The following is a 21,059-nucleotide window of genomic DNA, read 5'->3' on the forward strand; positions in this document are numbered from 1 at the left end:
GGCGTCGTTTACGGCTCCGTTGTTTCCGTGTCCACCTCGGCATCCACCGCGGCAGTTTCCACTTCGTTGCGCGCCGCGCGCGCCAGCTTTTCGTAGCGCGAGCGCAGCTTGGTGAGCTTGGTCTCCTCACCTTGCTCGAGGTCGAGGAGCTCGTTTCCGGCGCCGCGGGTCGCACGGATCAGCTCGTCCAGCTTGATCTGGATCGCGGCCGTGTCGCGGTTCTGGCTGCTCTGGATCAGGAAGACCATGAGGAAAGTCACGATCGTCGTCGATGTGTTGATCACGAGCTGCCAGGTGTCGCTGAACCCGAACAGCGGGCCGCTGGCCGCCCACGCGGCAACGACCGTCACCGCGAGCACGAAGACGCCGGGGCGGCCGCTGAAATACGACGCCTCCTTGGTTAGGCGCGAATACCAGGACGCCTTGTCTTGCATCGAAGAGTCTCCTCGCACTGTCGTCCGCGGCCGCACCTCAAACGCCGACAGCGACCACGGGCCTCCCTCTGCGAGGGGGCACGAGGAACCTCGCGAGACGACCAGTGTGGCGCCATTCAGACGAGGATCGCGACGCCGTGATCGGTGCGATCGGTAAGAATCTCGAACGCGGCCCGGTTTGCAGTGACCCAGGTGCGGCGCGGCTGGCCCGGCTGCTCCACCGAAAGCGTACAGGCGGCCAGCTTGGTGTTGAGGCAGGTCTTGGTGCCACCGGGAGGATTCGCATACGCCAGCCCGGCAAAAGCCTCCCGCGGGGCACGGATGGCGACGTCGATGCTGCCGGATGGTCCGCTCGAACGAAGCTTCCATTCGAAGAACGACCACTCGCCTCGCGCGCGCAATGCCGTCACAAAACGGCGGCGCGCAATCTCCAGACCGCCGGCGCGCACCACGACGAACGACAGCCTCGGCGTCCACACCGGCCCGACGCGGACCTGCGCGGTAGCGCATTCGAGAAACACGTCGGGCGCGTCGTCGAAGCCCGCCACCTGTCCCCACGCGTACGAATCGGTGTGGCGGCTTCCCCAGTTGTGGTTCTGGCTTCCTCTCCAACCATCGACGTCGATGACTTCGCCGTCGACGACGAGGCTGCCGTCCAGTCGCGCGTTCGGCGAGCCGACCAGCGCCTTCGCGCGCGGCAGGCCTCGCTCGTATGCTTCGCGCGGCAGCAGAAGCAGCGGCGCCATCGCGTCGCCGTGGTCGAGACTCCAGCGTACCTGGTGACCATGCGAGGCCGCGGAGCCGTCGGCCCGGCGCGTGTCGAGCGTCGCGCCCGCGATGCGCACGTCGAGTCCCTCCGTGGAAAAAGAACAGGCGGCCAGCGGCACCACTTCCTTGACTGCCGTCGTGCGAGCGCGCTCTTTGTCGAAGAAGATCGCCCACAATTCGCCGACGGCGTCGTCCGGACGGCCGCGGGGACAGAAGATCGTGTAGCGAATCCAGAATGCGAGCGGCCTGTCCGGATGGTTTGCCCTGAGGAACCAGCTTTCGTAGTGGCCGCCCGTCTCGCCGCTGCGAAACCGGCAGCGGTTCCACCAGCTTCGCTGCTCTTCGGCGTCGCGTACGGAAATCATGGTGCCTGCTTCGGCGGGCGCAAAGCGCCGCGCGTCCCGTGTCGGCTCCCGCTATCGGGGGATGCGCGATTCATGCCGCGCTACCACGGCGGCCCGGACAATTGAAGACGCGGCGGCAAATCGCGGCCGACCGCAATGTTGCGTTCGCCACACCGCAAGACCAAGATTCCCGCCGTTCCAGAATCCACAGGAGGTAGACCATGACTCTTCGCATCGGCGACACTGCGCCGGATTTCGAGGCCGACACGACCGAGGGACGCATCCGTTTCCATGATTGGATCGGCGACTCGTGGGCCGTGCTGTTCTCGCATCCCAAGGATTTCACGCCGGTCTGCACGACCGAGCTCGGCTACATGGCCAAGCTCGAGCCCGAGTTCGCCAGGCGCAAGACCAAGATCATCGGTCTCAGCATCGACCCTGTGGACTCGCACGCGAAATGGTCCGAGGACATCCGCGAAACCCAGGGCTACGCGCCGAATTACCCGATGATCGGCGATCCCGATCTCAAGGTCGCCAAGGCGTGGGGCATGCTTCCCGCCGAAACGGCGGGCGGATCCCAGGGTCGCACCGCTGCCGACAACATGACGGTACGCAACGTATTCGTCATCGGACCCGACAAGAAGATCAAATTGATCCTGGTCTACCCGATGACGACGGGACGCAACTTCGACGAAGTGCTGCGCGTGCTCGACTCGCTGCAGCTCACGTCCAAACACAAGGTCGCCACGCCGGTGAACTGGAAGCACGGCGAAGACGTGATCATCGCGGGTTCCGTCTCCGACGACGACGCGAAGAAGCAGTACCCGCAAGGCTGGAAAGCACCGAAACCGTACCTGCGCATCGTGCCGCAGCCGCGCTGATCCAGCGCCTTTACGATATCGGTGGGCGCCAGGCCGGCCGCTCGAAACGCCGGCTCCGCCGCGCGTTCGAAGAGGGCCGGCAGGGCGCCCGGCATCAGCAGTTTCCTTTCCGTTCGGCGTGGCCGTCCGGCGGACAATTGCAGATATATCGCATCACGACACGTTTGTCGGGGTCGAGACCGTGCTCGATCTCTTCGCGGAAAACCGCCGTGACGCCGGGCGACCATTCCTCTTCCGCAAGAACCGTGAACCCCGTGCTTTCGTAAAAAGGCCGGTTCCACGCTACGTCGCGGTTCGTCGTCAGCGTGACTTCGCGAAGGCCCGAGCGCGTCGCCCACTCGCAAACGGTGGTGACGAGACGGCGCCCGAGGCCGCGGCGGCCGTGGTCCGGATGCACGTCGAGCTCGTCCAGGTGAGCACGGCCGGGCTCGATGACGAACACCAGCGCGAATCCCACCGGCTCGTCAGCGTCCCGCGCGACCCACAACGTGCCGGCGGCCTGGGCTTCGGCAAAATCGTCGAGGCTGGACGTGGTCATCAGCACCGCGTCGGGCTCGTACCCGCGCAGCAACGTGGCCGCAGCGAGCTCGATGGCCGGCAGCCTTGCGACATCTCGAGGCCGTGCCACCGCGATGCGGTAGCCGGGATCTTTCGCGACGGATGTCACGCGCGCCAAACTAGCCGGTTCAAGCCCCGCTGTCCCCACGCGCCGCGCTGGACCGTTTGCGGCGGCCGTGGAAGCCTGCGCGCGCGATGGCAACACCGGCACAGAAGGCGGATTCATTCCGCGCTCTCCACCACCGCGCCTGCGCGTTCGTGATGCCGAACCCGTGGGACGCCGGCTCCGCCCACCTTCTTGCGAAGCTCGGCTTTGAGGCCCTCGCGACGACCAGCGCCGGCTTTGCGTTCTCGGCCGGGCGCCGCGACGGGACGACGACCCGCGACGACATGCTGGCGCATGCCCGCTGCATCGCAGCCGCCACTGCGCTGCCGGTCAGCGCGGATATGGAAAACGGTTTCGGGGACGATCCCGATGCGGTCGCCGAAGCGATCCGGCTCGTCGCGGGCACGGGCGTGGCCGGCGCATCGATCGAGGACGCGACCGGTCGGGAAGGCGATCCGATCCATGCCAAAGCTCTCGCGGTCGAGCGCGTTCGCGCGGCAGCCGAGGCCGCCCGTTCCGCAGGCTTCGCGCTCGTATTGACCGCCCGTGCCGAGAATTTCCTTCACGGCCGGCACGATCTCGCCGACACGATCGCCAGGCTCCAGTCGTATCAGGAAGCCGGCGCGGACGTGCTGTACGCGCCGGGGCTGCGGACGCGAGCCGAGATCGAAACCGTCGTGCGATCCGTCGATCGTCCCGTCAACGTGCTCGCCGGAAGCCTCGAGCCCGGCCTCGATGTCGCCGCACTTTCGGCCATCGGTGTGCGTCGCATCAGCATCGGCAGCGCGCTGGCGCGGGCGGCGCTGACGACACTGCTCTCTGCCGCCGGCGAGATGCGTGAGCGCGGGACCTTCGATTTCGCGCAGGGCGCGACGAGCTATCGCGATCTCAGCCTGCTGTTCGACTGAACGCTGCAAGGAGCATCGATGATTCTCGAAGTTGCACCGCTTTGCGTGAAACCGGGCCTGCAGGACCAGTTCGAAGTCGCGTTTCGCCAGGCGCAGGCGATCATCGCGTCGATGCCGGGCTATGTTTCCCACGAGCTGAGGCGCTGCGTCGAGCGTCCGGACGACTACATCCTGCTGGTGCGCTGGACGAGCCTCGAGGCACATGAGGTCGGTTTTCGGGGTTCACCCGGCTACCGGCAGTGGAGAACTCTGCTCCACCACTTCTACGATCCTTTCCCGACGGTCCTGCACTACGATGCAGTCGCCGGAGCCTGCGCAGAGGGCTGATCGCTATTTGCCGGTGCGCGCGGGCGCGCTTTCGGCCACGCGCGAGGCGAGCGAGGTCTCGACCAGGCGCGCGACGTACTTTCCGAGAAGGTCTACTTCGATATTGACGCGTGCCCCGGGCTTTCGCTCGCCGAGCGTCGTCACGTTTTGCGTGTGCGGGATCACCGCGACGTCGAAGCGCTCATCGCCAAGGTGAAAGCACGTCAGGCTGATGCCGTCGATCGCGACCGAGCCTTTCTCGATCAGCATCGGCATCAGCGATGCATCGATGCGAAACGTGAAAATCGAAGACTCGCCCTCGCCGCGAATCGCATCGACGGTCGCGGTGCCGTCGACGTGGCCGGAGACGAAATGGCCGCCGAGGCGGTCGCCGAGCTGCATCGCACGCTCGAGGTTGACGCGATCGCCGGCCGCCAGGCTGCCTAGCGTCGTGCGGCGCAGCGATTCGGCCGAGACGTCGACTGCGAAGGCGCCGCCCGCGCTGGAAACGACGGTCATGCATGCTCCGGAGATCGAGATGCTCTCGCCGAGCTTCCACGGCCCGAGCGCGGTCTCGACCCAAAGGCGTTGGCCCTCGGCCAGGCTTTCGAGCCTGGCGATGCAGCCGACATCCTCGACGATCCCGGTGAACAACGCTCAGCGACCGAGCAGGGAGCGGATCCAGCGGGTCACACCCGCCTCACCCTCCGCCTTGTGGAAGGCCTCGAGATCGCGGCGGTCGAACCAGACCCCGTGGCAGGTCGGGCAGATTTCCATGCGGACACCCTGGTCCGTCGTGGCGACCAGGCGGCTGCCGTCGCGCGGGCAGGCGCCGGTGCCGGCAGCAGCCTGGGCGGCAGCCTGCTGCTTGATCCTTCGGATCTGCTCCTCGCGCTGGGCGATAAAGAGGTCTTCGGCGGCTTTTTCCTTGTCGTGCAGCTTGTCGCCGAGCCGGTCTTTTTCTTCCATCGGTCCTTTTCCTTTTTGTCGTGGGAGGCCGTCGCCCCGCAAGGGCGCAGTATTCTAGCGTTTCGAGAAGAGAGGGCCAGCCCGCTCGCCCGAGGCGGGCGCGACGGCCTTGCCGGAGCCGCCGTCGTGCTTAATTTCGTTCCGGCGCGAGGCCGGCGCGCCGGGTGCGCGGTCGCGAAGCGGCCCCCGCGACTGTTGCGTGATCGCGAAGCGATCGCGGCAGGTTGCAAAGTCGCGAAGCCGCCTCGGCAGGTTGCGAGGTCGCGAAGCGACCTCGGCAAATTGCAAGGTCGCGAAGCCACCTCGGCAGGTTGCGAGGTCGCGAAGCGACCTCGGCAGACGGAAAAAAGGAGACCCCCAACCCATGGAGAAGAATTTCACGGACAAGACCCAGGCCGCGATTTCCGAGGCCCAGGGCCTGGCACTCGACCGCAACAACACGACGATCGAGCCCGAGCACCTGCTCGCGGCCCTGCTTGCGCAGGCCGACGGGCTTGTCCCCACGATCGTGCGCCGCCTCGGCCGCGAGCCGTCGGCGCTGAAGGCTCGCACCGAGGCGGCACTGTCGCGCCTGGCGACTGCTCCCGGCGGCACCGAGCTGCATGCCGGCACCCGCTTCGCAAAAGTCCTCCGCGAAGCCGGTCGCGCGATGGAGAGCTTCGGCGACACCTACGTCAGCGTCGAGCACCTCCTGCTGGCGCTCGTGGCCGACAAGGGAGAAGCCGGCAAGATCCTGGCCGAGGCCGGCATCAAGGCCCCCGACGTCGAGAAGATCATCCGCGAGCTGAGGCAGGGAGCCACCGTGCAGTCGGGCAACCCCGAGGCCACGATGGATTCGCTCACCAAGTACGGCCGCGACCTCACCGAAGCCGCGTCGTCGGGCAAGCTCGACCCCGTGATCGGGCGCGACGACGAGATCCGTCGCGTCATCGAGGTGCTCTCCCGGCGCACGAAGAACAACCCGGTGCTGATCGGCGAGCCCGGCGTCGGCAAGACGGCGATCGTCGAGGGCTTGGCCCGCCGCATCGTCGCCGGTGACGTTCCCGAAAGCCTGAAGGATCGCAAGGTGATCGCGCTCGACATGGGCGCGCTGATCGCCGGCGCCAAGTTCCGCGGCGAGTTCGAGGAACGACTGAAAGCCGTGCTCAAGGCGGTGCAGGAATCCGAAGGCCGCATCATCCTCTTCATCGACGAATTGCACACCGTCGTCGGCGCAGGCGCGGCCGAAGGCGCGATGGACGCCGGCAACCTGCTCAAACCCATGCTCGCGCGCGGCGAGCTGCACTGCATCGGCGCGACCACACTGACGGAGTATCGCAAGTACGTCGAGAAGGACGCGGCGCTGGAGCGACGCTTCCAGCCGGTGCGCGTTGCGCCGCCGTCGGTGGCCGACACGATTTCGATCCTTCGCGGGCTCAAGGAGCGCTACGAGATCCATCACGGCGTGCGCATCAAGGACGCCGCGCTGGTGACGGCCGCGATTCTTTCGGACCGGTACATCGCCGACCGGTTCCTGCCCGACAAGGCCATCGACCTGGTCGACGAGGCCGCTGCGCGGCTTCGCACCGAGATGGATTCGATGCCGGTGGCCCTGGACGAAGTTTCGCGCCGAGTGATGCAGCTAGAGATCGAGCGCGAAGCTCTCAAGCGCGAAACCGATGCAGCGTCGCGGCAGCGCCTCGAAAAGCTCGAGAAGGAGCTGGCCGAGCTGCGCTCCGAGCACGACGAGCTCAAGGCGCGCTGGGAAGTCGAGCGCGGCGCCAGCCAGAAGCTGCGCGACCTGAAGAGCCAGATCGAAGAAGTGCGAAACCAGATGCAGCAGGCCGAGAGGGCCTACGACCTCAACAAGGCCGCCGAGCTCAAGTACGGCACGCTCGTCGAGCTGGAAAAGAAGCTCGCGGCCGCCGAAGCGGGGCTCTCCGACGATTCGCGCCATCTCGTGCGCGAGGAAGTCAGCGAGGACGACATCGCCGAAGTGGTTTCGCGGTGGACGCGCATCCCGGTTTCCAAGCTGATGGAAGGCGAGGCCGAAAGGTTGGTCCACCTGGCCGACCGCCTCCACGAGCGCGTGATCGGCCAGCACGAAGCCGTGCAGGCGGTTGCGGACGCCGTCGTGCGCGCACGTTCGGGGCTTTCGGATCCGGATCGTCCTCTCGGGTCCTTTCTGTTCCTCGGGCCGACCGGTGTCGGCAAGACGGAGCTGGCCAAGGCCCTAGCGGCCGAGCTGTTCGACGACGAGCACGCGATGGTGCGCATCGACATGTCCGAGTACATGGAGAAGCACTCGGTGTCGCGGCTGATCGGCGCCCCGCCTGGATATGTCGGCTACGAAGAGGGCGGGCAGCTCACCGAGGCGGTGCGACGCAGGCCCTATACCGTCGTGCTGCTCGACGAGATCGAAAAAGCCCATCGCGAAGTGTTCAACACGCTGCTGCAGGTGCTCGACGACGGGCGCCTGACCGACGGGCAGGGTCGCACCGTGGTGTTCACGAACACCGTGATCCTGATGACGTCGAATATCGGCAGCGCCGAGATCCTCGCCTACCGCGGCGGCGACGATCCCGACGTCTACGAGCGGATGAAGACCGAGGTGCTCTCGCTGCTGTCGCGCGAGTTCCGCCCCGAGTTCCTCAACCGCCTCGACGAGATCGTCGTGTTCCACGGGCTGACTCGCGAGGAGCTGCGAAAGATCGTCGACCTGCAGCTCGCGCGGCTGGTCGCCCGCCTGGAGGCGCGCAACATCCGGCTCCAGCTCACCGATTCGGCGCGCAATCATCTGGCGCTGGCCGGGTACGATCCGGCTTACGGGGCCAGGCCGCTCAAGCGCACGATCCAGCGCGAGCTGGAAAACGAGCTGGCCCGGCGCATCGTCGCCGGCGAGGTGCGCGATGGCATGGAGCTCCTCGTCGACCACCCCGACGGTGCGAAGGCACTCCGCTTCGCCCCGGGTGTCGCCAAGGCGGCGTGAAGTGACAGCGGGCCTGTGACGGTTGCTACGCAATCTGCAGCGCCAGCGTAGCGCCGTCACGGCGGCGTCGTGGCAGGAGTTCCGGCGTCTCGCAGCGGCGCGCGGTCGAGCACCGGATCGATCAATGCCGTACCGAAGATCGACTGCCGGGACGGGCTCGTCGTGCACCACCAGTTGCCGCCTGCGGGGATCGCGCTTTCTGAATCGGTTTCGAGCTCGCGATCAAGGCCGGCCGGGCCGCGATTGCCGCAAAGCACGTTTCCACCGCTGCTCGTGACCGTGCGGTCGTCGATCTCGAGCTGTCCTCCGCCGAGATCCGCCTCGGATCCGACGAGCACGGCAACACCACCGTAGCCTTCTTCGCTCGACTTCTGGCCGCCGTTGTCTTCGATCGTCGTATCGCGGATCGACGCCCGCGCTGCGCCCGTCAGGTACACACCGCGAAGGTCGCAGCCGCGAAAGCGATCGCCCGCCAGCAGTGCCTCGACTCCGTGCCCCAGCCGCAGGCCGCGACGGCAGTTGTCGACTTCCGTGCCGCGCATCTCGACGATGACTCGGCCGTCGGGCCCGGACGCGGAAAAACGCGGCCCGTCGCACGGAAAGTCCGCTTCCTCGGTGTGCATGCGGGCGTTCTCGATGCGAAAGCGGCCCTCCGTCGTCACCCGCACCGGCGTGCGGCAAGCCGAGAAGTCGATGTCGGAGAAAATCGCCTGGAAATGGTCGACGACGCGCGGGTCGGGATCGGTAGCCGCCAGCACCCCTCCGTTTTCGGAACACTTGTCGCAGCCGTGGGCGACGTCGAGATGGCGGAACACGTTGCCGACGCCGCTTATGACGCTGCCGAACGCATCGTCGCACATGCGGTCGAAATGGACGTTCTCGACGACGTTGTCCCGTCCGCGCACCGGAATGCCTTCGAAGAAGCCGCGAACCGTCAGGTCGCGCACGACGTTGAAGTCGCCGCGAAGCTGCAGGAACTCCGCGCCCGAATCGACGTCGGGACAGCGGCAGGTAGCGTCCGGCTCGAGACCTTCGGGGCATTGCTCCGCAGAAAGCGGGGTCTGCCAGCAGAGCGGATCCAGCTCGAACGTGATGTTCCTTCCGGCGCCGTCGATCCTCAGGTTGTTGCAGCGCACTTCGCGAAGCGCCGGCGCGGAAGCAGCCGGAATCTGGATCACGGTGTCACTGCAGTCGAACACGATGGCGCCGGTGGGCGCGCCGCAGCTCGCGAGCGCTTCGTGGAATGCGTCGGCCGTGCACGGGATCGCGCAGGCCCAGCTTCCTTCGAGATTGACGCAGGGACGGCCGTCGGGGCAGCTCGCGTCGCCGCTGGCGCACTCATCGATGTCCTGGCAGGAGCCGGGGTCTCCCGAGAATCCATCGGGACAGCGGCAGCCGTCCATGGTGTCGTTGAGGATCGAGTCGGCGGGACACGCTACGCAGCGGACATCGTCGCCGCTTCGCGCGCAGGTTTCCCTCCGGCAGTCGGAGCTGCAGCCGTCGCCGTCGGCGGTATTGCCGTCGTCGCACTGCTCGAAGCCGGCGACGTGACCGTCGCCGCAACGAGCCTGGAGGCGATGGGCCGACTCGTCGATCTCGTGTTCGATGCGCGACGCTGCCGTTTCCGCGTCGGCGAGGGCGCAGTCCACCGACGCCGTCGCGGCCTGCCATGCAGCAACGAAATCTGCACGGGACTTCTGCTCGCAGTCGTGCACGGCTGCGGCAACGGCGTCCGCGTCGCCGAGGCCGGTGTTCTCGACGCAGGCTCCGTACACAGACGCGAACCGACGTGCCGCGCTGACCTGGAGATCGACGCAACGACCGGTCTGGTTCGGGGTCATGTCGCCGACGAAGCGAATCGGCCACGGAACCGGACCGGCAAGGGCAAGGGCATCGGCACTGGCCGGACAGACGAAGCCGGAGGCGGAAGCGCGTGCTTCGGCAGCTGCCATCAGGCGAGCGGCCTTGCGACCGGCATGCGCGACGCAGCGGTCGGCGAGGGCCTGGCCGGCAAAGGTGCGCAGACGGCACGAGAACACTGCCGAGACGACCGCACGGCTGGCGTGCATCTTGTCGCGGAAACAGCGGCCGGCATCGTCCAGCGCAGCGGCTTTGCTGCACGAGACCATCGAGAGCGCGGCGAACACAAGGACAGTGCGGCGCACGAGAAGCAGGGCGGACCGGAACACGAGCGGCCGAGATTAGGCTCGAATGGATGCACGCGAAAGACGAAATCCCGCAAAAAGCACGCCAGGCCGGCGACGTGCGGCGTGCAGCGGCATCCGTCGCCCAATACACGATCATCGAGCCGGCCGTCCGTGCACTGCGCCGCAGTGCCGCGTTCGAACCGGCCCAGCGTCGTCGCTAGACCGAAGGCGTGAGCGACCTTCGGGAGCCGTGGCTTTCGATGCTGGTCCTTCCGGCGGCCTACCCGTCCGAGGGGTCCGGCGCCTCTGTCAGCGGAAATACAGCCGCCGTCGAGAGGGTCGACACGCACATTTCGAACGTTTTCCTCACCCCCGGCCGCGTCTACAAGCTGCGAAGGCCGGTGACTCTTTCGTTCGTCGATTTTTCGTCTCCGCGCGAACGCCTGGCCGACTGCCTGCGCGAGGTCGCTCTCAATCGACGCCTCGCGCCGGACGTGTACCTCGGCATCGCGCCGATTCACTTCCAGGCGGGCGAACTGAAAGTCCGAATTGGCGACGCGCTCGAAACGCCGTGCGAGCAGGCCGATGTCGTCGAGCACTGCGTGGTGATGCGTCGCCTTGCGACCGGTCGTGACCTCAAGAGCCTGGTCGAGGCAGGCGTGGTGCACGCGGCGCACATCGATCGCATCGCCGACACGCTGGCCGCATTCCACCGCGCCTGGCGCATCCGCCCTCCCGCTCCCGAAGGCGACGAGCGCTGGGTCGCGCGCAGCACGGCGCCGGCTCGCGCCAACATCGCGGCGCTGGCCGAAGTTCCGTCGTGGCTGGCTCCCCGCGATGCGGTCGAGGAGGCGCGCGTTCTCGGCGCACGTTTCCTCGAGAGGCACCGCGCCGATTTCGAGCGCCGCTTCGACGAGGGGCGCATCGTCGACGGGCACGGCGACCTGCACAGCGAGCACGTGTGGTTCGAGACCGACGACGGACCCGCGCTGATGATCGACTGCCTGGAGTTTCGCGAGGATTTCCGCTGCATCGACAGTGCTTCCGACATCGCGTTTCTCGCGATGGATCTCCGGTATCGAGGTCGCGGCGATCTTGCGGCGCGCCTGCTGCGACGCTACGCGCGAGACGGCGACGACTGGCATCTTTTCACCGTCGTCGACTACTTCCAGAGCTATCGTTCCCTGGTGCGCGCCAAGGTCGCAGCGCTGGTCGCCGTCGACGAATCGCTTCCCTCGGCGCAGAGGGACCACGCGAAATCGAGCGTCGGAGCGCATCTGCAACTCGGGCTCGAGTTCCTTCGCGACAAGCCTGCGGGCAACGTCATCGTCACGTGCGGGACCATCGGCACCGGCAAGACGACGGTGGCCGAAGCGCTGGCCGATCGCACCGGCGCAGTCGTGATCTCGTCGGACTGGCTGCGCCGGCATGCGGCCGCAGCGTCGGCGAGTCACGTCGCGGCTCGTTACGATGACGCAAGCCGCAACGCGATCTACGAGCGCATGCTCGAAGCGGCGGGATGGGTGATCGACTCCGGACGCACGGTGATTCTCGATGCCACGTTCTCGAGAAGGCAATGGCGCCAGGCTGTCGCGACGTGGGCGCGCGAGCGTGGCGTGGCTCCCGCGCTCGTCGAAGTCGTCGCTCCCGGCGACGAGGTGCGCGAGCGGCTCGCGTCCCGGGAGCGCGCCGGCAACGACGCGTCGGAGGCCGGGCCGGGTCTCATCGACACGATCCGCGCCGAATTCGAAGCGCCGGACGAGTGGCCAGGCGATCGCATTGCCCGCATCGACAGCGGCGGGGATCGATGGGAGCGGCAGGTCGACGAAGCACTGGCCCGACTCGGGCTCGGCCGCCGCGCCGGCGGCTGACCGCGGCTCGCGGGCGCCGCCGAGTCCGGACTCGCTCAGCGCCGCGCGTGTCCGGCGATAAGCGCAACCGCGCGCGCCAGCTCGGCGGCCGCACCGTCGAAGATCGACGGCCAGCGAGCCAACACGTGCTGGTCCGGCCTGACCAGCAGCGCTCCATCGTCACCGGCTGCGAATTTGCGCCACCATTTCTCGTCATCGAATGGAACGACTTCCACGTCGAGCCCCCTTGCGAGGTCGACCCACCGCGAGCCAGTTCGCACCAGCAGCGTCGCGTGTTCGTACGAAGCGAGATCCAGCGTCGAGACACGCCGTCCGTCGCGGACGATCCATCCGTGGGGAAGCCGCGAGCCCGGCTGCGACGATGGGGCAAGTTCGCGCACCGGATTGGCGACACGCAGTGGCTCGCTGCCGTCCGCAACGATTGCACCGTTTTCGTAGCGGTAGCCGAGCTGGAGGCCGAGCATGTCGAAGTGCTCGGCCTGGTTCGCGATTGCAGTGGCAACTTCGGCGCGACGTGACGGCGTCGCGAGCATGTCGCAAAAATTCGCTGCTGCTTCGTCGGGAGCCGCCGCCGTACCCATCGCCAGCGGCACCTCGAAGAGGCGCATCGCATTGGCCAGGCTCTGCTCGGCATTGTACTGCGCGACGCTCTTGCGCTCGCTCTCGTACGTGTCGAGCAGTGCAGGTGGTGCGCCGCGCCGGCAGGCTGCGAGCTTCCAGACCAGATTGTGGACGTCCTGCACGCCGGTGTTCAGGCCGAGGCCGCCGGTCGGCGGAAACCGGTGCGCGGAATCACCGGCAAGGAAGATGCGGCGGTCGCGATAACGTTCGGCGACCTGCGACGTCATCATCCACGGTGCGTGCGCCAGCACTCGAATCGGAAGCTCGATGCCCGGCTCCATCGCGCTGCGTACCAGCGCTTCGCAGCGCGCGTCGTCGTAGTCATCGATGCTCTCGCTGTCGGGATCCCACGCGTGCATGAATACCCACTCGTGGTCGATGTCGTGCGCGACAAAGGTGCCCCGACAGGCGGGATCGCTGATCCAGTAAAGGACGCCCGGATGTTCGCCGACGATGGGGCGCAGGTTGGCCGCGAAATGGATCATGACGAAAGCCTGGATCCGATCGGGGCCGACGCACGCGATGTCGAGCGACTTTCGCACGGGGCTGCCGGCTCCGTCGGCCGCAATCAGGTAGCGGCTGCGCACGCGCAGCCCGCCGTCTTCGTCGACGCTTCGGATGGTGGACACCACGCCGTCGTTTTGCTGCTGCGACGAAACCCACCGCATCGAAAAGCGCGGAGCCGCCCCGCCGGCGCGCACCAGCTCACGCGCGAGCAGCGGCTCGAGCTTGTGCTGCGAGAGGTTGCGCAGCGGCGTCGGAGTGAAGTCGAGCACTTCGTCGCGCTGGCGTTCGAAAGGCAGTGACCCGAGGATTTCGCCGCCGAGCCGGGTCACCCAGTGCACCATTCCGGCGTCGCGGGGATCTTTGGCAAGCGCGAACACTGCATCCATGTCGACGCCGGCCTGGCGCCAGATCTCGAAAGTCCTCGCGTTGATCACGTGGGCGGCCGGTGCGCGTTGCGGCCCGGGGCGTCGCTCGACGATGACCGCGCGAAATCCCGCGCGCGCGAGCAAAATTCCGGCAGTCAGTCCCGTCGGGCCGGCACCGACGACGAGGACGTCCGTATCGACGGTTTCCATCGGGCCGGTCTTTTCCATCTCGCCCACGCTCGTCGCGTCGAACTCGGTCGTACTGGTCTTCTCGGATTCGCTCACGCTGTCTCTTTTCGGCTTCGCTTGCGCTCCCATTTGCGCTTCGCTTGCGCTCATAGGATCCCGGGATAGCTGCCGCCGTCCAGTTGCAGGTTCTGGCCCGAAACGAAACCGGCCTGCGCCGAACAAAGGTAGGCGCACGCGTCGCCGAACTCCGACGGGGTACCCAGGCGGCCGGCGGCGATCGTCGCGCGAATGTCTTCGTAGGCCTCCTCGACGCTCTGCCCTTTCATTGCCGCGGCGAGGCCCGCCATGAATTGCTGGCGCTCGGTGTCGATGCGCTCGGGAAGCAGGTTGTTGATCGTGACGTTGAAGCGCGCGACCTCTCGCGACAGCCCCTTGCACATCGACATCAGTCCCGTTCGCGGGCCGGCCGACAGTCCCATCGGCGCCAGCGGGGATTTGACCATCGCCGACAGGATGTTGACGATGCGCCCGAATTGCCGCTCGACCATGCCGTCGATGACTGCGCGAATCAGCAGCGCCGGCGCGAGCATGCTCGAGTCCAGCGCAGCAATCCACGCGTCGCGATCCCAGTCCTGGAAACGTCCGGGCATCGGGCCGGCATTGTTCGTGACGACGATGTCGGGAGTGGGGCAGGCCTCCAGCAGCGCGATGCGGGTGCTTTCGAGTGCGATGTCGCCGACGACCGCCTGCACGCGCTTTCCCGTCCCATCGAAAATTTCCTGTGCAGCCGATTCGAGATTCGCCGCGCTGCGCGAGTTGATCGTGACGCGGGCGCCTTCACGCGCCAGTGCCAGCGCGCAAGCTTTGCCCAGCCCCTTGCTCGACGCGCAGACGATCGCGCTTCGCCCTTCGATTCCAAGATCCATTCGCTCCCCTCCTCAGGAATCCGGGCCCGGCGGCGACGGTGGTCCCCACGGGTTGGTGGTATCCATGGGTCGTAGTATGCGCAGCGGCGCGGCGGCCGGCTTGGCCGCGCGAGCCTGGCTGTTGGCCGCGCGAGCCAAAGAGGCGCCCGCACGGGAAAAGAAATGGTGACGCGAGGGCAGGGAGCTACGACGATCGCGAGCTGGAGCGCGACGATCGTCCGCGCCCTCGACGCCGAGGGCGTGGACGGCCGCGCCGTTGCCGCCGAGGCTGGCATCCCGTGCGCAATGCTCGACGATCCCGACGCGCGCGTCCCGCGAGATGCCCTGTCGCGGCTGTGGCTGCTGGCCGTCGAAAAGACCGGCGATCCGGCCTTCGCTCTGGCAGCCGCGCGCCACACCATGCAAACGACGTTTCACGCTCTCGGCTACGCGGTGCTCGCGAGCACGACGCTTCGCGAAGCCGTCGAAAGGATCATCCGCTACCGTCGCGTGCTCGGCGACATCATGCAGCTGCGCCTCGAGGACCACGGTGAGCGCTCGCGTTTCATCATCGACGTGTCGGCGCCTCGCGTAGTGCCGTTCGAAGCCGTCGACGCCTTCGTCTGCGTGCTCGTGCGCCAGGCCAGGCAGCCCCACGGCGCCTACGACCTGAGACCCCTTTCGATTTCGCTCGAGAGACCCGAGCCGCAGGATTCATCGGCCTGGGAGCGTGCCCTGCGCGCTCCGGTCATGTTCGCGCAGGCTTCTTCGTTCGTCGAGTACGCGACGGCGGATCTCGATCGCCGCGTGCCTTCGGCCAATGCCGAGCTGGCGCGCCAGAACGACGAGGTGGTCGTGCGCTATCTTGCAAGGCTCGACCACGGCGCTCTTCTCGCCCGCACTCGCGCGGCGGTGCTCGAAAGCCTGCCGAGCGGAGCGCCGACGCGGCAGCAGGTTGCCAAGCGCCTGGCGATGAGCCCGCGCACGCTGCAGCGCCTTCTGGCCGGCGAAAGCACGTCGTTCAGCGATGTCGTCGCGGAGATACGCCTTGCGCTGGCAAAAAGTTATCTCGAGGAAGGACGATTGCCAGTCACCGAGATCGCGTTCGTGCTCGGCTTTGCCGACACCAGTGCGTTCTCGCGCGCGTTCCGGCGCTGGACCGGAAAGCCGCCGAGCGAATTTGCCGGAACGCGGCGACCGGCTCGTTCGGAGGGCCGGGACTGAAAGCCAGCCGTGCCCGAGAGGAACTGCGTTGCCGGGCGTCGTACCGCGATGCTAGCTTGGCGTGACGACCGACGCTGGACGGCCACCTCGGGGGATCGAATGAAAAAGCTTCTGTTCATCGCGGTATTGTTCGCATTCCCGTCCGTACCCGGCCGCGCCCTTGCCGTCGATGCAGCCGCCGTCGACAAGTGTCGCCACGAGCTGTTTGCCGGCCTCGAGGCCTCTTCTTCCGGTCATGTCGGCGAGCTCGCCCAGTGCCTGCTCGCCGGAAAATACGACGGATCCTGCCCCTTCGACGATCTCCACACCGGCTTCGACGACAATGAGCTGATCCACCAGATCGCCGGCCCGGCGTCGGCATGCCAGGCGGCGCTGGCAAGCGGCGCGACCATCGCCGACTTCGGTCCCGCATCGTGCGCAAACGAATGGGGAGACTGCGACACGGCAGTTCCGTCGATCGCGACGCTGGACGACCTCGCGCAGTGCTTCGTCTGCCAGGTGCGCGGCCACGATGCCGCGCTTCGAAGCGTGCTCGGCATTCCAAGGCCGGCGCCGACCGACAAGGACGAGCGCCACTGCACTCACCGCATCGCGCTGCTCGTCGCCGGCACCGCGCGCCGCGCATTCTACGACGCCGACACCTGTTCGGCAGGGCTCACCAAGCCGTACTCGTGTCCGTTCTCGACGGCGGCGACATCGCACTTCGGTCGCGCGCTGGCATCGTTCACGCCACGCATCGCGGCCTGCGGCATCGACGATGGAAAGTCGCCCGGCGTGCTCGCCAACATCTGCGGCGGCACCGCGACCAATGCGGCCGAGCTCACGACGTGCCTGGAAAGCCTGACCAGGTGTCTGGCGTGTCGCTCGCTCGATTCGGCCCTCGGCCAGAGCGACGACTGTGCGGTGACGTCCGGCTACGCCGACTGCGACGGCATGTTCTGAACGTCGCGCAACCGGCCGCCTTGCACAAGGCTCGGCGTCCCGACTAAAAGGGGGTTCACTTCCGAGGAGGCATTTGGACATGGCGCACCCGTCGATTCCCCTGGCTCCGCGTCGTTTCGGCGAGACGATGCGGACGGACACCTGGTGGGTGCAGCCGGGGGCGGTTTTCCTTTTTCTGGGCGCTTTCGCCGCCTACTCGACGTGGGCCGCGATGCAGGGAAACCATTATTTTTATGGCCCGTACCTGTCGCCGTTCTATTCGCCCGAATTGTTCGGCGACTCTCCCCACGCATGGTTCGGGCCCAAGCCTTCGTGGTGGCCGGGCGCGGTCCCGTTCTCGCCTGCGATCCTCATCCTGTGGATGCCCGGCGGTTTCCGTTTCACGTGCTACTACTACCGCGGCGCCTACTACAAGGCGTTCTGGGCCGATCCGATCAGCTGCGCCGTCGGCGAGCCGCGCTCGAGCTATCGCGGAGAAAACTCGTTCCCGCTGATCCTGCAGAACCTGCACCGCTTCTTCCTCTACCTCGCGGTGCCGTTCCTGTTCGTACTTGCCTCCGACGCGTGGTCGGCGCTGTGGTTCCCGGACGCGTCCGGCCATACCCACTTCGGCATCGGCGTCGGAACGCTGCTGCTGACCGCGAACACGATCCTGCTGAGCGGCTACACGCTCGGCTGCCATGCGATGCGCCACGCCGCCGGCGGCTTGTTCGACCAGCTTTCGCGCCGCCCCGTCCGCAAGCTCGCGTACGATTGCTCGAGCTGCCTCAATCGCGCGCATAACCGCTGGGCGTGGGCATCGCTGGTGATGGTCGCGTTCTGCGACCTTTATGTCCGCCTCTGCTCGATGGGCATCTGGTCGGATTGGCGGATCCTCTGATGGCCGACATCGAAGAGTTCGAACACGACGTGCTCGTGATCGGCGCCGGCGGCGCCGGACTGCGTGCGGCCATCGGCGCGAGCGAGGCCGGGGCCCGCGTCGGCCTGGTCTGCAAGAGCCTGCTCGGCAAGGCCCACACGGTGATGGCCGAAGGGGGCGTTGCCGCAGCGCTGGCGCACGTCGACGACCGCGACAGCTGGCGGGTGCATTTCGCGGACACGATGCGCGGAGGCCAGTACCTCAACAACTGGCGCATGGCGGAGCTTCACGCCAGGGAAGCGCCCGACCGCGTGCGCGAGCTCGAAGCCTACGGCGCGGTCTTCGACCGAACTTCCGACGGTCGCATCCTTCAGCGCAACTTCGGCGGGCACCGCTATCCGCGCCTCGCGCACGTCGGCGACCGCACCGGGCTCGAGATGATCCGCACGCTGCAGGACAAGGCGATCCATCTCGCGATCGATGTGCACATGGAGGTGACGATCGTGGCGCTGCTGAAGGACGGGGAGCGGCTCTCCGGTGCCTTCGCCTACGATCGCGAGCGCGGGCGCTTCCGCCTGTTCCGCACCAAAGCGCTGGTGCTGGCTACCGGCGGCGTCGGTCGCGCCTACAGCATCACCAGCAACAGCTGGGAATACACGGCCGACGGCCAGGCGCTGGCCTACGATGCCGGCGCCGACCTGCAGGACATGGAGTTCGTGCAGTTCCATCCGACCGGCATGATCTGGCCTCCGAGCGTGCGCGGCATCCTCGTCACCGAGGGCGTGCGCGGCGAAGGCGGCGTGCTTCGCAACAGCGAGGGCCGCCGCTTCATGTTCGACGACATTCCCGAGAATTACCGCAACCAGACGGCCGACACTCCCGAGGAAGGCTGGAGCTACACCCAGGGCGACAAGAACGCGCGGCGCCCTCCCGAGCTGCTGACGCGCGACCACGTCGCCCGCTGCATCATGCGCGAAGTGCGTGCAGGCCGCGGCTCCCCGCATGGCGGAGTCTTCCTCGACATCGCGTGGATCAAGGAGAAGCTTCCGAACGCGAGCGAAGTGATCAAGAAGAAACTGCCGAGCATGTACCACCAGTTCAAGGAGCTGGCCGACATCGACATCACCAAGGAAGCGATGGAGGTGGGCCCGACGACGCACTACATGATGGGCGGCATCCGCGTCGACGGCGATACGCAGATGACGAACGTTCCCGGCCTCTTCGCTGCCGGCGAATGTGCGGCAGGCCTGCACGGCGCGAACCGCCTCGGCGGTAATTCGCTGTCCGACCTTCTCGTGTTCGGAAAACGGGCCGGAGAGCACGCCGCGGCGTTCGCGGCGTCCAAAGGCGAAGCGCGCGTCGATCGAGGCGAGCTGGACGCCATTGCGCGAAAGGCGCTGGCACCGTTCGAGCTCGGGCCGGGCGGCGAAGGCCCGTACCACGTGCAGCACGACCTGCAGTCGATGATGCAGGACCTCGTCGGGATCGTCCGCCGTGAAGACGAGATGCGAAAGGCTCTCGACGGGTTCGAAGGACTGCGCGAGCGCGCCGCAAAAGCGGGCGTCGGCGGCAACCGCGAGTACAATCCCGGCTGGCACACCGCGATGGACCTCGGCAACCTGCTGGCGATCTCCGAGGCGATCACGCTCTCGGCCCTGGAACGCAAGGAAAGCCGCGGTGGACATTTCCGCGACGACTATCCGGACAAGGACGCGGAAGCGGCCAAGTACAACCTCGTCGTGCGAAAAGGCGCGGGCGGCGAAATGAAACTGTCCCGCGTCACGATCCCGCCGCTGCCGGCCGAGCTTGCCGCCATCATCGAGGAGCAGAAGTCATGAGCACGGCGACGTTCCGCATCTGGCGCGGCCAAGGCGGCCAGGGACAGCTCGAGGACTACACGACCGAGATCTCCGAAGGCATGGTCGTGCTCGATGCGGTCCACGCGGTGCAGGCCGACCAGGCCAACGATCTGGCGTGCCGGTGGAACTGCAAGGCCGGGAAATGCGGCTCCTGTTCGGCCGAGATCAACGGGCGGCCGCGGTTGATGTGCATGACGAGGCTGAGCGACCTCGACACGAACAAGCCCGTGACGGTCGAGCCGCTGCGCACTTTCCCGCACGTGCGCGATCTCGTCACCGACGTGTCGTGGAACTACCGCGTCAAGAAGAGAATCCGCCCGTTCACGCCGCGGCTTCCCGACGCCGCCGATGGCACCTGGCGCATGCAGCAGGCCGACATCGACCGCGTGCAGGAATTCCGCAAGTGCATCGAGTGCTTCCTGTGCCAGGACGTCTGCCACGTGCTGCGCGACCACGCCAAGCACGAGGAGTTCATCGGGCCGCGCTTCCTCGTGCACGTCGCGGCCCTGGAAATGCACCCCCTCGACACGCTCGACCGCGTTCCCGAGCTGCGGGAGGCCTACGGCGTCGGCTACTGCAACATCACCAAGTGTTGCACGACGGTGTGCCCGGAGAACATCAAGATCACCGACAATGCGATCATCCCGCTCAAGGAAAGGGTCGTCGATCGCTACTACGATCCGATCCGGATGCTGGTGCGCCGCTTGAAAGGAGGCTGAGCATGATCGAGCTCAAGAGGCTGACCGAGGCCGGCATTCCCGCCGCGCTGGAGAAGGCCGAGCAGTACCGCCTTCTCAACCAACCCTGGGCCGCCGAGAGCATCTGCCTCGACATCGTCGCCATCCAGCCCGATCACCAGCACGCGCTGCGCACGCTTCTCCTGGCTCGCACCGACCGCTTCGGCACAGACGGCGGTTCTCTCAAGCGCGCACGCGAAACCCTCCAGCACCTGAAGTCGCCGTACGAGCGCGCGTACTACGCGGGCCTGATCTTCGAGCGCCTGGCCAAGTCCCAGCTCGACGCACGAGTCCCCGCCGCGCCGCAAATGGCATGGCAGGAGTTGAAACAGGCGATGGCATGCTACGAGGAAGCCGAGGCGCTGCGCCCGAACGGCGACGACGACGCGATCCTGCGCTGGAACACCTGTGCGCGCCTGCTCAACGAATCGCCGCACATCCGGCCCCGCCACGACGACCCGGAAGGGCCGGTTCTCGGCGAATAGTCGGGTACGCCGGGTGTAATGGGGTCAGGCACCAGAGGAATAGTGCCTGACCCCATTCTTCTGGTGCCTGACCCCATTACACCCCAGTCATATGGCCGGCCCGCCG

Annotated in this window: 20 protein-coding genes; 12 read left to right on the forward strand and 8 right to left on the reverse strand. The window is 67.0% G+C overall.

Going from position 1 to position 21,059, the window contains the following annotated elements:
• Positions 1-8: 8 nt before the first annotated feature.
• Together VGK20_02085 and VGK20_02090 are read right to left on the reverse strand one after the other, a co-directional pair.
• On the reverse strand, positions 9-434 hold the full coding sequence (locus VGK20_02085) for a low affinity iron permease family protein (GenBank protein HEY2772821.1): 426 nt from the start codon (positions 432-434) through the stop codon (positions 9-11).
• A 116-nt stretch (positions 435-550) separates the two neighbouring features.
• Positions 551-1,567, reverse strand: a complete 1,017-nt coding sequence (locus VGK20_02090) for a hypothetical protein (protein HEY2772822.1) — start codon at positions 1,565-1,567, stop codon at positions 551-553.
• Positions 1,568-1,767: 200 nt separating this feature from the next.
• On the opposite strand from VGK20_02090, the gene VGK20_02095 reads away from it, so the two are divergent.
• A complete protein-coding gene (locus VGK20_02095) occupies positions 1,768-2,427 on the forward strand; it encodes a peroxiredoxin (GenBank protein ID HEY2772823.1) in 660 nt (219 codons plus the stop codon).
• A 94-nt stretch (positions 2,428-2,521) separates the two neighbouring features.
• On the opposite strand, the gene VGK20_02100 is transcribed toward VGK20_02095, so the two are convergent.
• A complete protein-coding gene (locus tag VGK20_02100; GenBank protein ID HEY2772824.1) occupies positions 2,522-3,094 on the reverse strand; it encodes a GNAT family N-acetyltransferase in 573 nt (190 codons plus the stop codon).
• 86 nt (positions 3,095-3,180) lie between these two features.
• On the opposite strand from VGK20_02100, the gene VGK20_02105 reads away from it, so the two are divergent.
• Both VGK20_02105 and VGK20_02110 read left to right on the forward strand, forming a co-directional pair.
• On the forward strand, positions 3,181-3,999 hold the full coding sequence (locus VGK20_02105; protein ID HEY2772825.1) for an isocitrate lyase/phosphoenolpyruvate mutase family protein: 819 nt from the start codon (positions 3,181-3,183) through the stop codon (positions 3,997-3,999).
• Positions 4,000-4,017: 18 nt separating this feature from the next.
• On the forward strand, positions 4,018-4,326 hold the full coding sequence (locus tag VGK20_02110) for an antibiotic biosynthesis monooxygenase (GenBank protein ID HEY2772826.1): 309 nt from the start codon (positions 4,018-4,020) through the stop codon (positions 4,324-4,326).
• A gap of 3 nt (positions 4,327-4,329) precedes the next feature.
• Here VGK20_02110 and VGK20_02115 read toward each other — a convergent pair whose 3' ends face one another.
• The gene (locus tag VGK20_02115) at positions 4,330-4,959 is read right to left on the reverse strand and encodes a riboflavin synthase (GenBank protein ID HEY2772827.1); all 630 of its coding nucleotides are present in this window, start codon (positions 4,957-4,959) and stop codon (positions 4,330-4,332) included.
• Between the two features lie 3 nt (positions 4,960-4,962).
• Entirely contained in the window at positions 4,963-5,274 is a 312-nt protein-coding gene (locus VGK20_02120; protein HEY2772828.1) for a zf-TFIIB domain-containing protein, read from the reverse strand.
• Positions 5,275-5,638: 364 nt separating this feature from the next.
• Here VGK20_02120 and clpB point away from each other — a divergent pair, with 364 nt between their 5' ends.
• Positions 5,639-8,242, forward strand: a complete 2,604-nt coding sequence (gene clpB / locus VGK20_02125; GenBank protein HEY2772829.1) for an ATP-dependent chaperone ClpB — start codon at positions 5,639-5,641, stop codon at positions 8,240-8,242.
• A 56-nt stretch (positions 8,243-8,298) separates the two neighbouring features.
• On the opposite strand, the gene VGK20_02130 is transcribed toward clpB, so the two are convergent.
• On the reverse strand, positions 8,299-10,431 hold the full coding sequence (locus VGK20_02130; protein HEY2772830.1) for a DUF4215 domain-containing protein: 2,133 nt from the start codon (positions 10,429-10,431) through the stop codon (positions 8,299-8,301).
• Between the two features lie 26 nt (positions 10,432-10,457).
• Here VGK20_02130 and VGK20_02135 point away from each other — a divergent pair, with 26 nt between their 5' ends.
• The gene (locus VGK20_02135; GenBank protein HEY2772831.1) at positions 10,458-10,610 is read left to right on the forward strand and encodes a hypothetical protein; all 153 of its coding nucleotides are present in this window, start codon (positions 10,458-10,460) and stop codon (positions 10,608-10,610) included.
• Positions 10,611-10,619: 9 nt separating this feature from the next.
• Positions 10,620-12,260 (forward strand): AAA family ATPase, encoded by a 1,641-nt coding sequence (locus VGK20_02140; GenBank protein HEY2772832.1) that lies wholly within the window; start codon positions 10,620-10,622, stop codon positions 12,258-12,260.
• A gap of 35 nt (positions 12,261-12,295) precedes the next feature.
• On the opposite strand, the gene VGK20_02145 is transcribed toward VGK20_02140, so the two are convergent.
• Together VGK20_02145 and VGK20_02150 are read right to left on the reverse strand one after the other, a co-directional pair.
• Positions 12,296-14,038, reverse strand: a complete 1,743-nt coding sequence (locus VGK20_02145; GenBank protein HEY2772833.1) for an FAD-dependent monooxygenase — start codon at positions 14,036-14,038, stop codon at positions 12,296-12,298.
• 50 nt (positions 14,039-14,088) lie between these two features.
• Positions 14,089-14,868 (reverse strand): SDR family oxidoreductase, encoded by a 780-nt coding sequence (locus VGK20_02150; GenBank protein ID HEY2772834.1) that lies wholly within the window; start codon positions 14,866-14,868, stop codon positions 14,089-14,091.
• Between the two features lie 162 nt (positions 14,869-15,030).
• Here VGK20_02150 and VGK20_02155 point away from each other — a divergent pair, with 162 nt between their 5' ends.
• The 6 genes from VGK20_02155 (at position 15,031) to VGK20_02180 (ending at position 20,953) form a co-directional block, all read left to right on the forward strand.
• Positions 15,031-16,071: an AraC family transcriptional regulator gene (locus tag VGK20_02155; protein HEY2772835.1), complete on the forward strand. Its 1,041-nt coding sequence runs from the start codon at positions 15,031-15,033 to the stop codon at positions 16,069-16,071.
• A 99-nt stretch (positions 16,072-16,170) separates the two neighbouring features.
• Entirely contained in the window at positions 16,171-17,013 is an 843-nt protein-coding gene (locus tag VGK20_02160; protein ID HEY2772836.1) for a hypothetical protein, read from the forward strand.
• Between the two features lie 79 nt (positions 17,014-17,092).
• Positions 17,093-17,893, forward strand: a complete 801-nt coding sequence (locus tag VGK20_02165; GenBank protein ID HEY2772837.1) for a succinate dehydrogenase — start codon at positions 17,093-17,095, stop codon at positions 17,891-17,893.
• A complete protein-coding gene (locus tag VGK20_02170; GenBank protein ID HEY2772838.1) occupies positions 17,893-19,710 on the forward strand; it encodes a fumarate reductase/succinate dehydrogenase flavoprotein subunit in 1,818 nt (605 codons plus the stop codon). The genes VGK20_02165 and VGK20_02170 overlap by 1 nt, the downstream gene beginning before the upstream one ends.
• The gene (locus tag VGK20_02175; GenBank protein ID HEY2772839.1) at positions 19,707-20,450 is read left to right on the forward strand and encodes a succinate dehydrogenase/fumarate reductase iron-sulfur subunit; all 744 of its coding nucleotides are present in this window, start codon (positions 19,707-19,709) and stop codon (positions 20,448-20,450) included. Before VGK20_02170 ends, VGK20_02175 begins: the two co-directional genes overlap by 4 nt.
• Positions 20,451-20,452: 2 nt before the next feature.
• Positions 20,453-20,953: a hypothetical protein gene (locus tag VGK20_02180; protein HEY2772840.1), complete on the forward strand. Its 501-nt coding sequence runs from the start codon at positions 20,453-20,455 to the stop codon at positions 20,951-20,953.
• The last annotated feature ends 106 nt before the right edge of the window (positions 20,954-21,059 follow it).

This window comes from Candidatus Binatia bacterium (genome assembly GCA_036493895.1).
Classification (GTDB): Bacteria; Desulfobacterota; Binatia; order UBA1149; family CAITLU01; genus DATNBU01.

What these genes read in the sequence shown, in the direction of transcription:
- VGK20_02085 (HEY2772821.1), bottom strand. Translation starts at nt 434, where the DNA reads ATGCAAGACAAGGCGTCCTGGTATTCGCGCCTAACCAAGGAGGCGTCG.
- clpB (HEY2772829.1), top strand. Translation starts at nt 5,639, where the DNA reads ATGGAGAAGAATTTCACGGACAAGACCCAGGCCGCGATTTCCGAGGCC.
- VGK20_02165 (HEY2772837.1), top strand. Translation starts at nt 17,093, where the DNA reads ATGGCGCACCCGTCGATTCCCCTGGCTCCGCGTCGTTTCGGCGAGACG.
- VGK20_02110 (HEY2772826.1), top strand. Translation starts at nt 4,018, where the DNA reads ATGATTCTCGAAGTTGCACCGCTTTGCGTGAAACCGGGCCTGCAGGAC.
- VGK20_02150 (HEY2772834.1), bottom strand. Translation starts at nt 14,868, where the DNA reads ATGGATCTTGGAATCGAAGGGCGAAGCGCGATCGTCTGCGCGTCGAGC.
- VGK20_02180 (HEY2772840.1), top strand. Translation starts at nt 20,453, where the DNA reads ATGATCGAGCTCAAGAGGCTGACCGAGGCCGGCATTCCCGCCGCGCTG.
- VGK20_02160 (HEY2772836.1), top strand. Translation starts at nt 16,171, where the DNA reads ATGAAAAAGCTTCTGTTCATCGCGGTATTGTTCGCATTCCCGTCCGTA.
- VGK20_02095 (HEY2772823.1), top strand. Translation starts at nt 1,768, where the DNA reads ATGACTCTTCGCATCGGCGACACTGCGCCGGATTTCGAGGCCGACACG.
- VGK20_02155 (HEY2772835.1), top strand. Translation starts at nt 15,031, where the DNA reads ATGGTGACGCGAGGGCAGGGAGCTACGACGATCGCGAGCTGGAGCGCG.
- VGK20_02105 (HEY2772825.1), top strand. Translation starts at nt 3,181, where the DNA reads ATGGCAACACCGGCACAGAAGGCGGATTCATTCCGCGCTCTCCACCAC.
- VGK20_02090 (HEY2772822.1), bottom strand. Translation starts at nt 1,567, where the DNA reads ATGATTTCCGTACGCGACGCCGAAGAGCAGCGAAGCTGGTGGAACCGC.
- VGK20_02175 (HEY2772839.1), top strand. Translation starts at nt 19,707, where the DNA reads ATGAGCACGGCGACGTTCCGCATCTGGCGCGGCCAAGGCGGCCAGGGA.
- VGK20_02120 (HEY2772828.1), bottom strand. Translation starts at nt 5,274, where the DNA reads ATGGAAGAAAAAGACCGGCTCGGCGACAAGCTGCACGACAAGGAAAAA.
- VGK20_02135 (HEY2772831.1), top strand. Translation starts at nt 10,458, where the DNA reads ATGCACGCGAAAGACGAAATCCCGCAAAAAGCACGCCAGGCCGGCGAC.
- VGK20_02170 (HEY2772838.1), top strand. Translation starts at nt 17,893, where the DNA reads ATGGCCGACATCGAAGAGTTCGAACACGACGTGCTCGTGATCGGCGCC.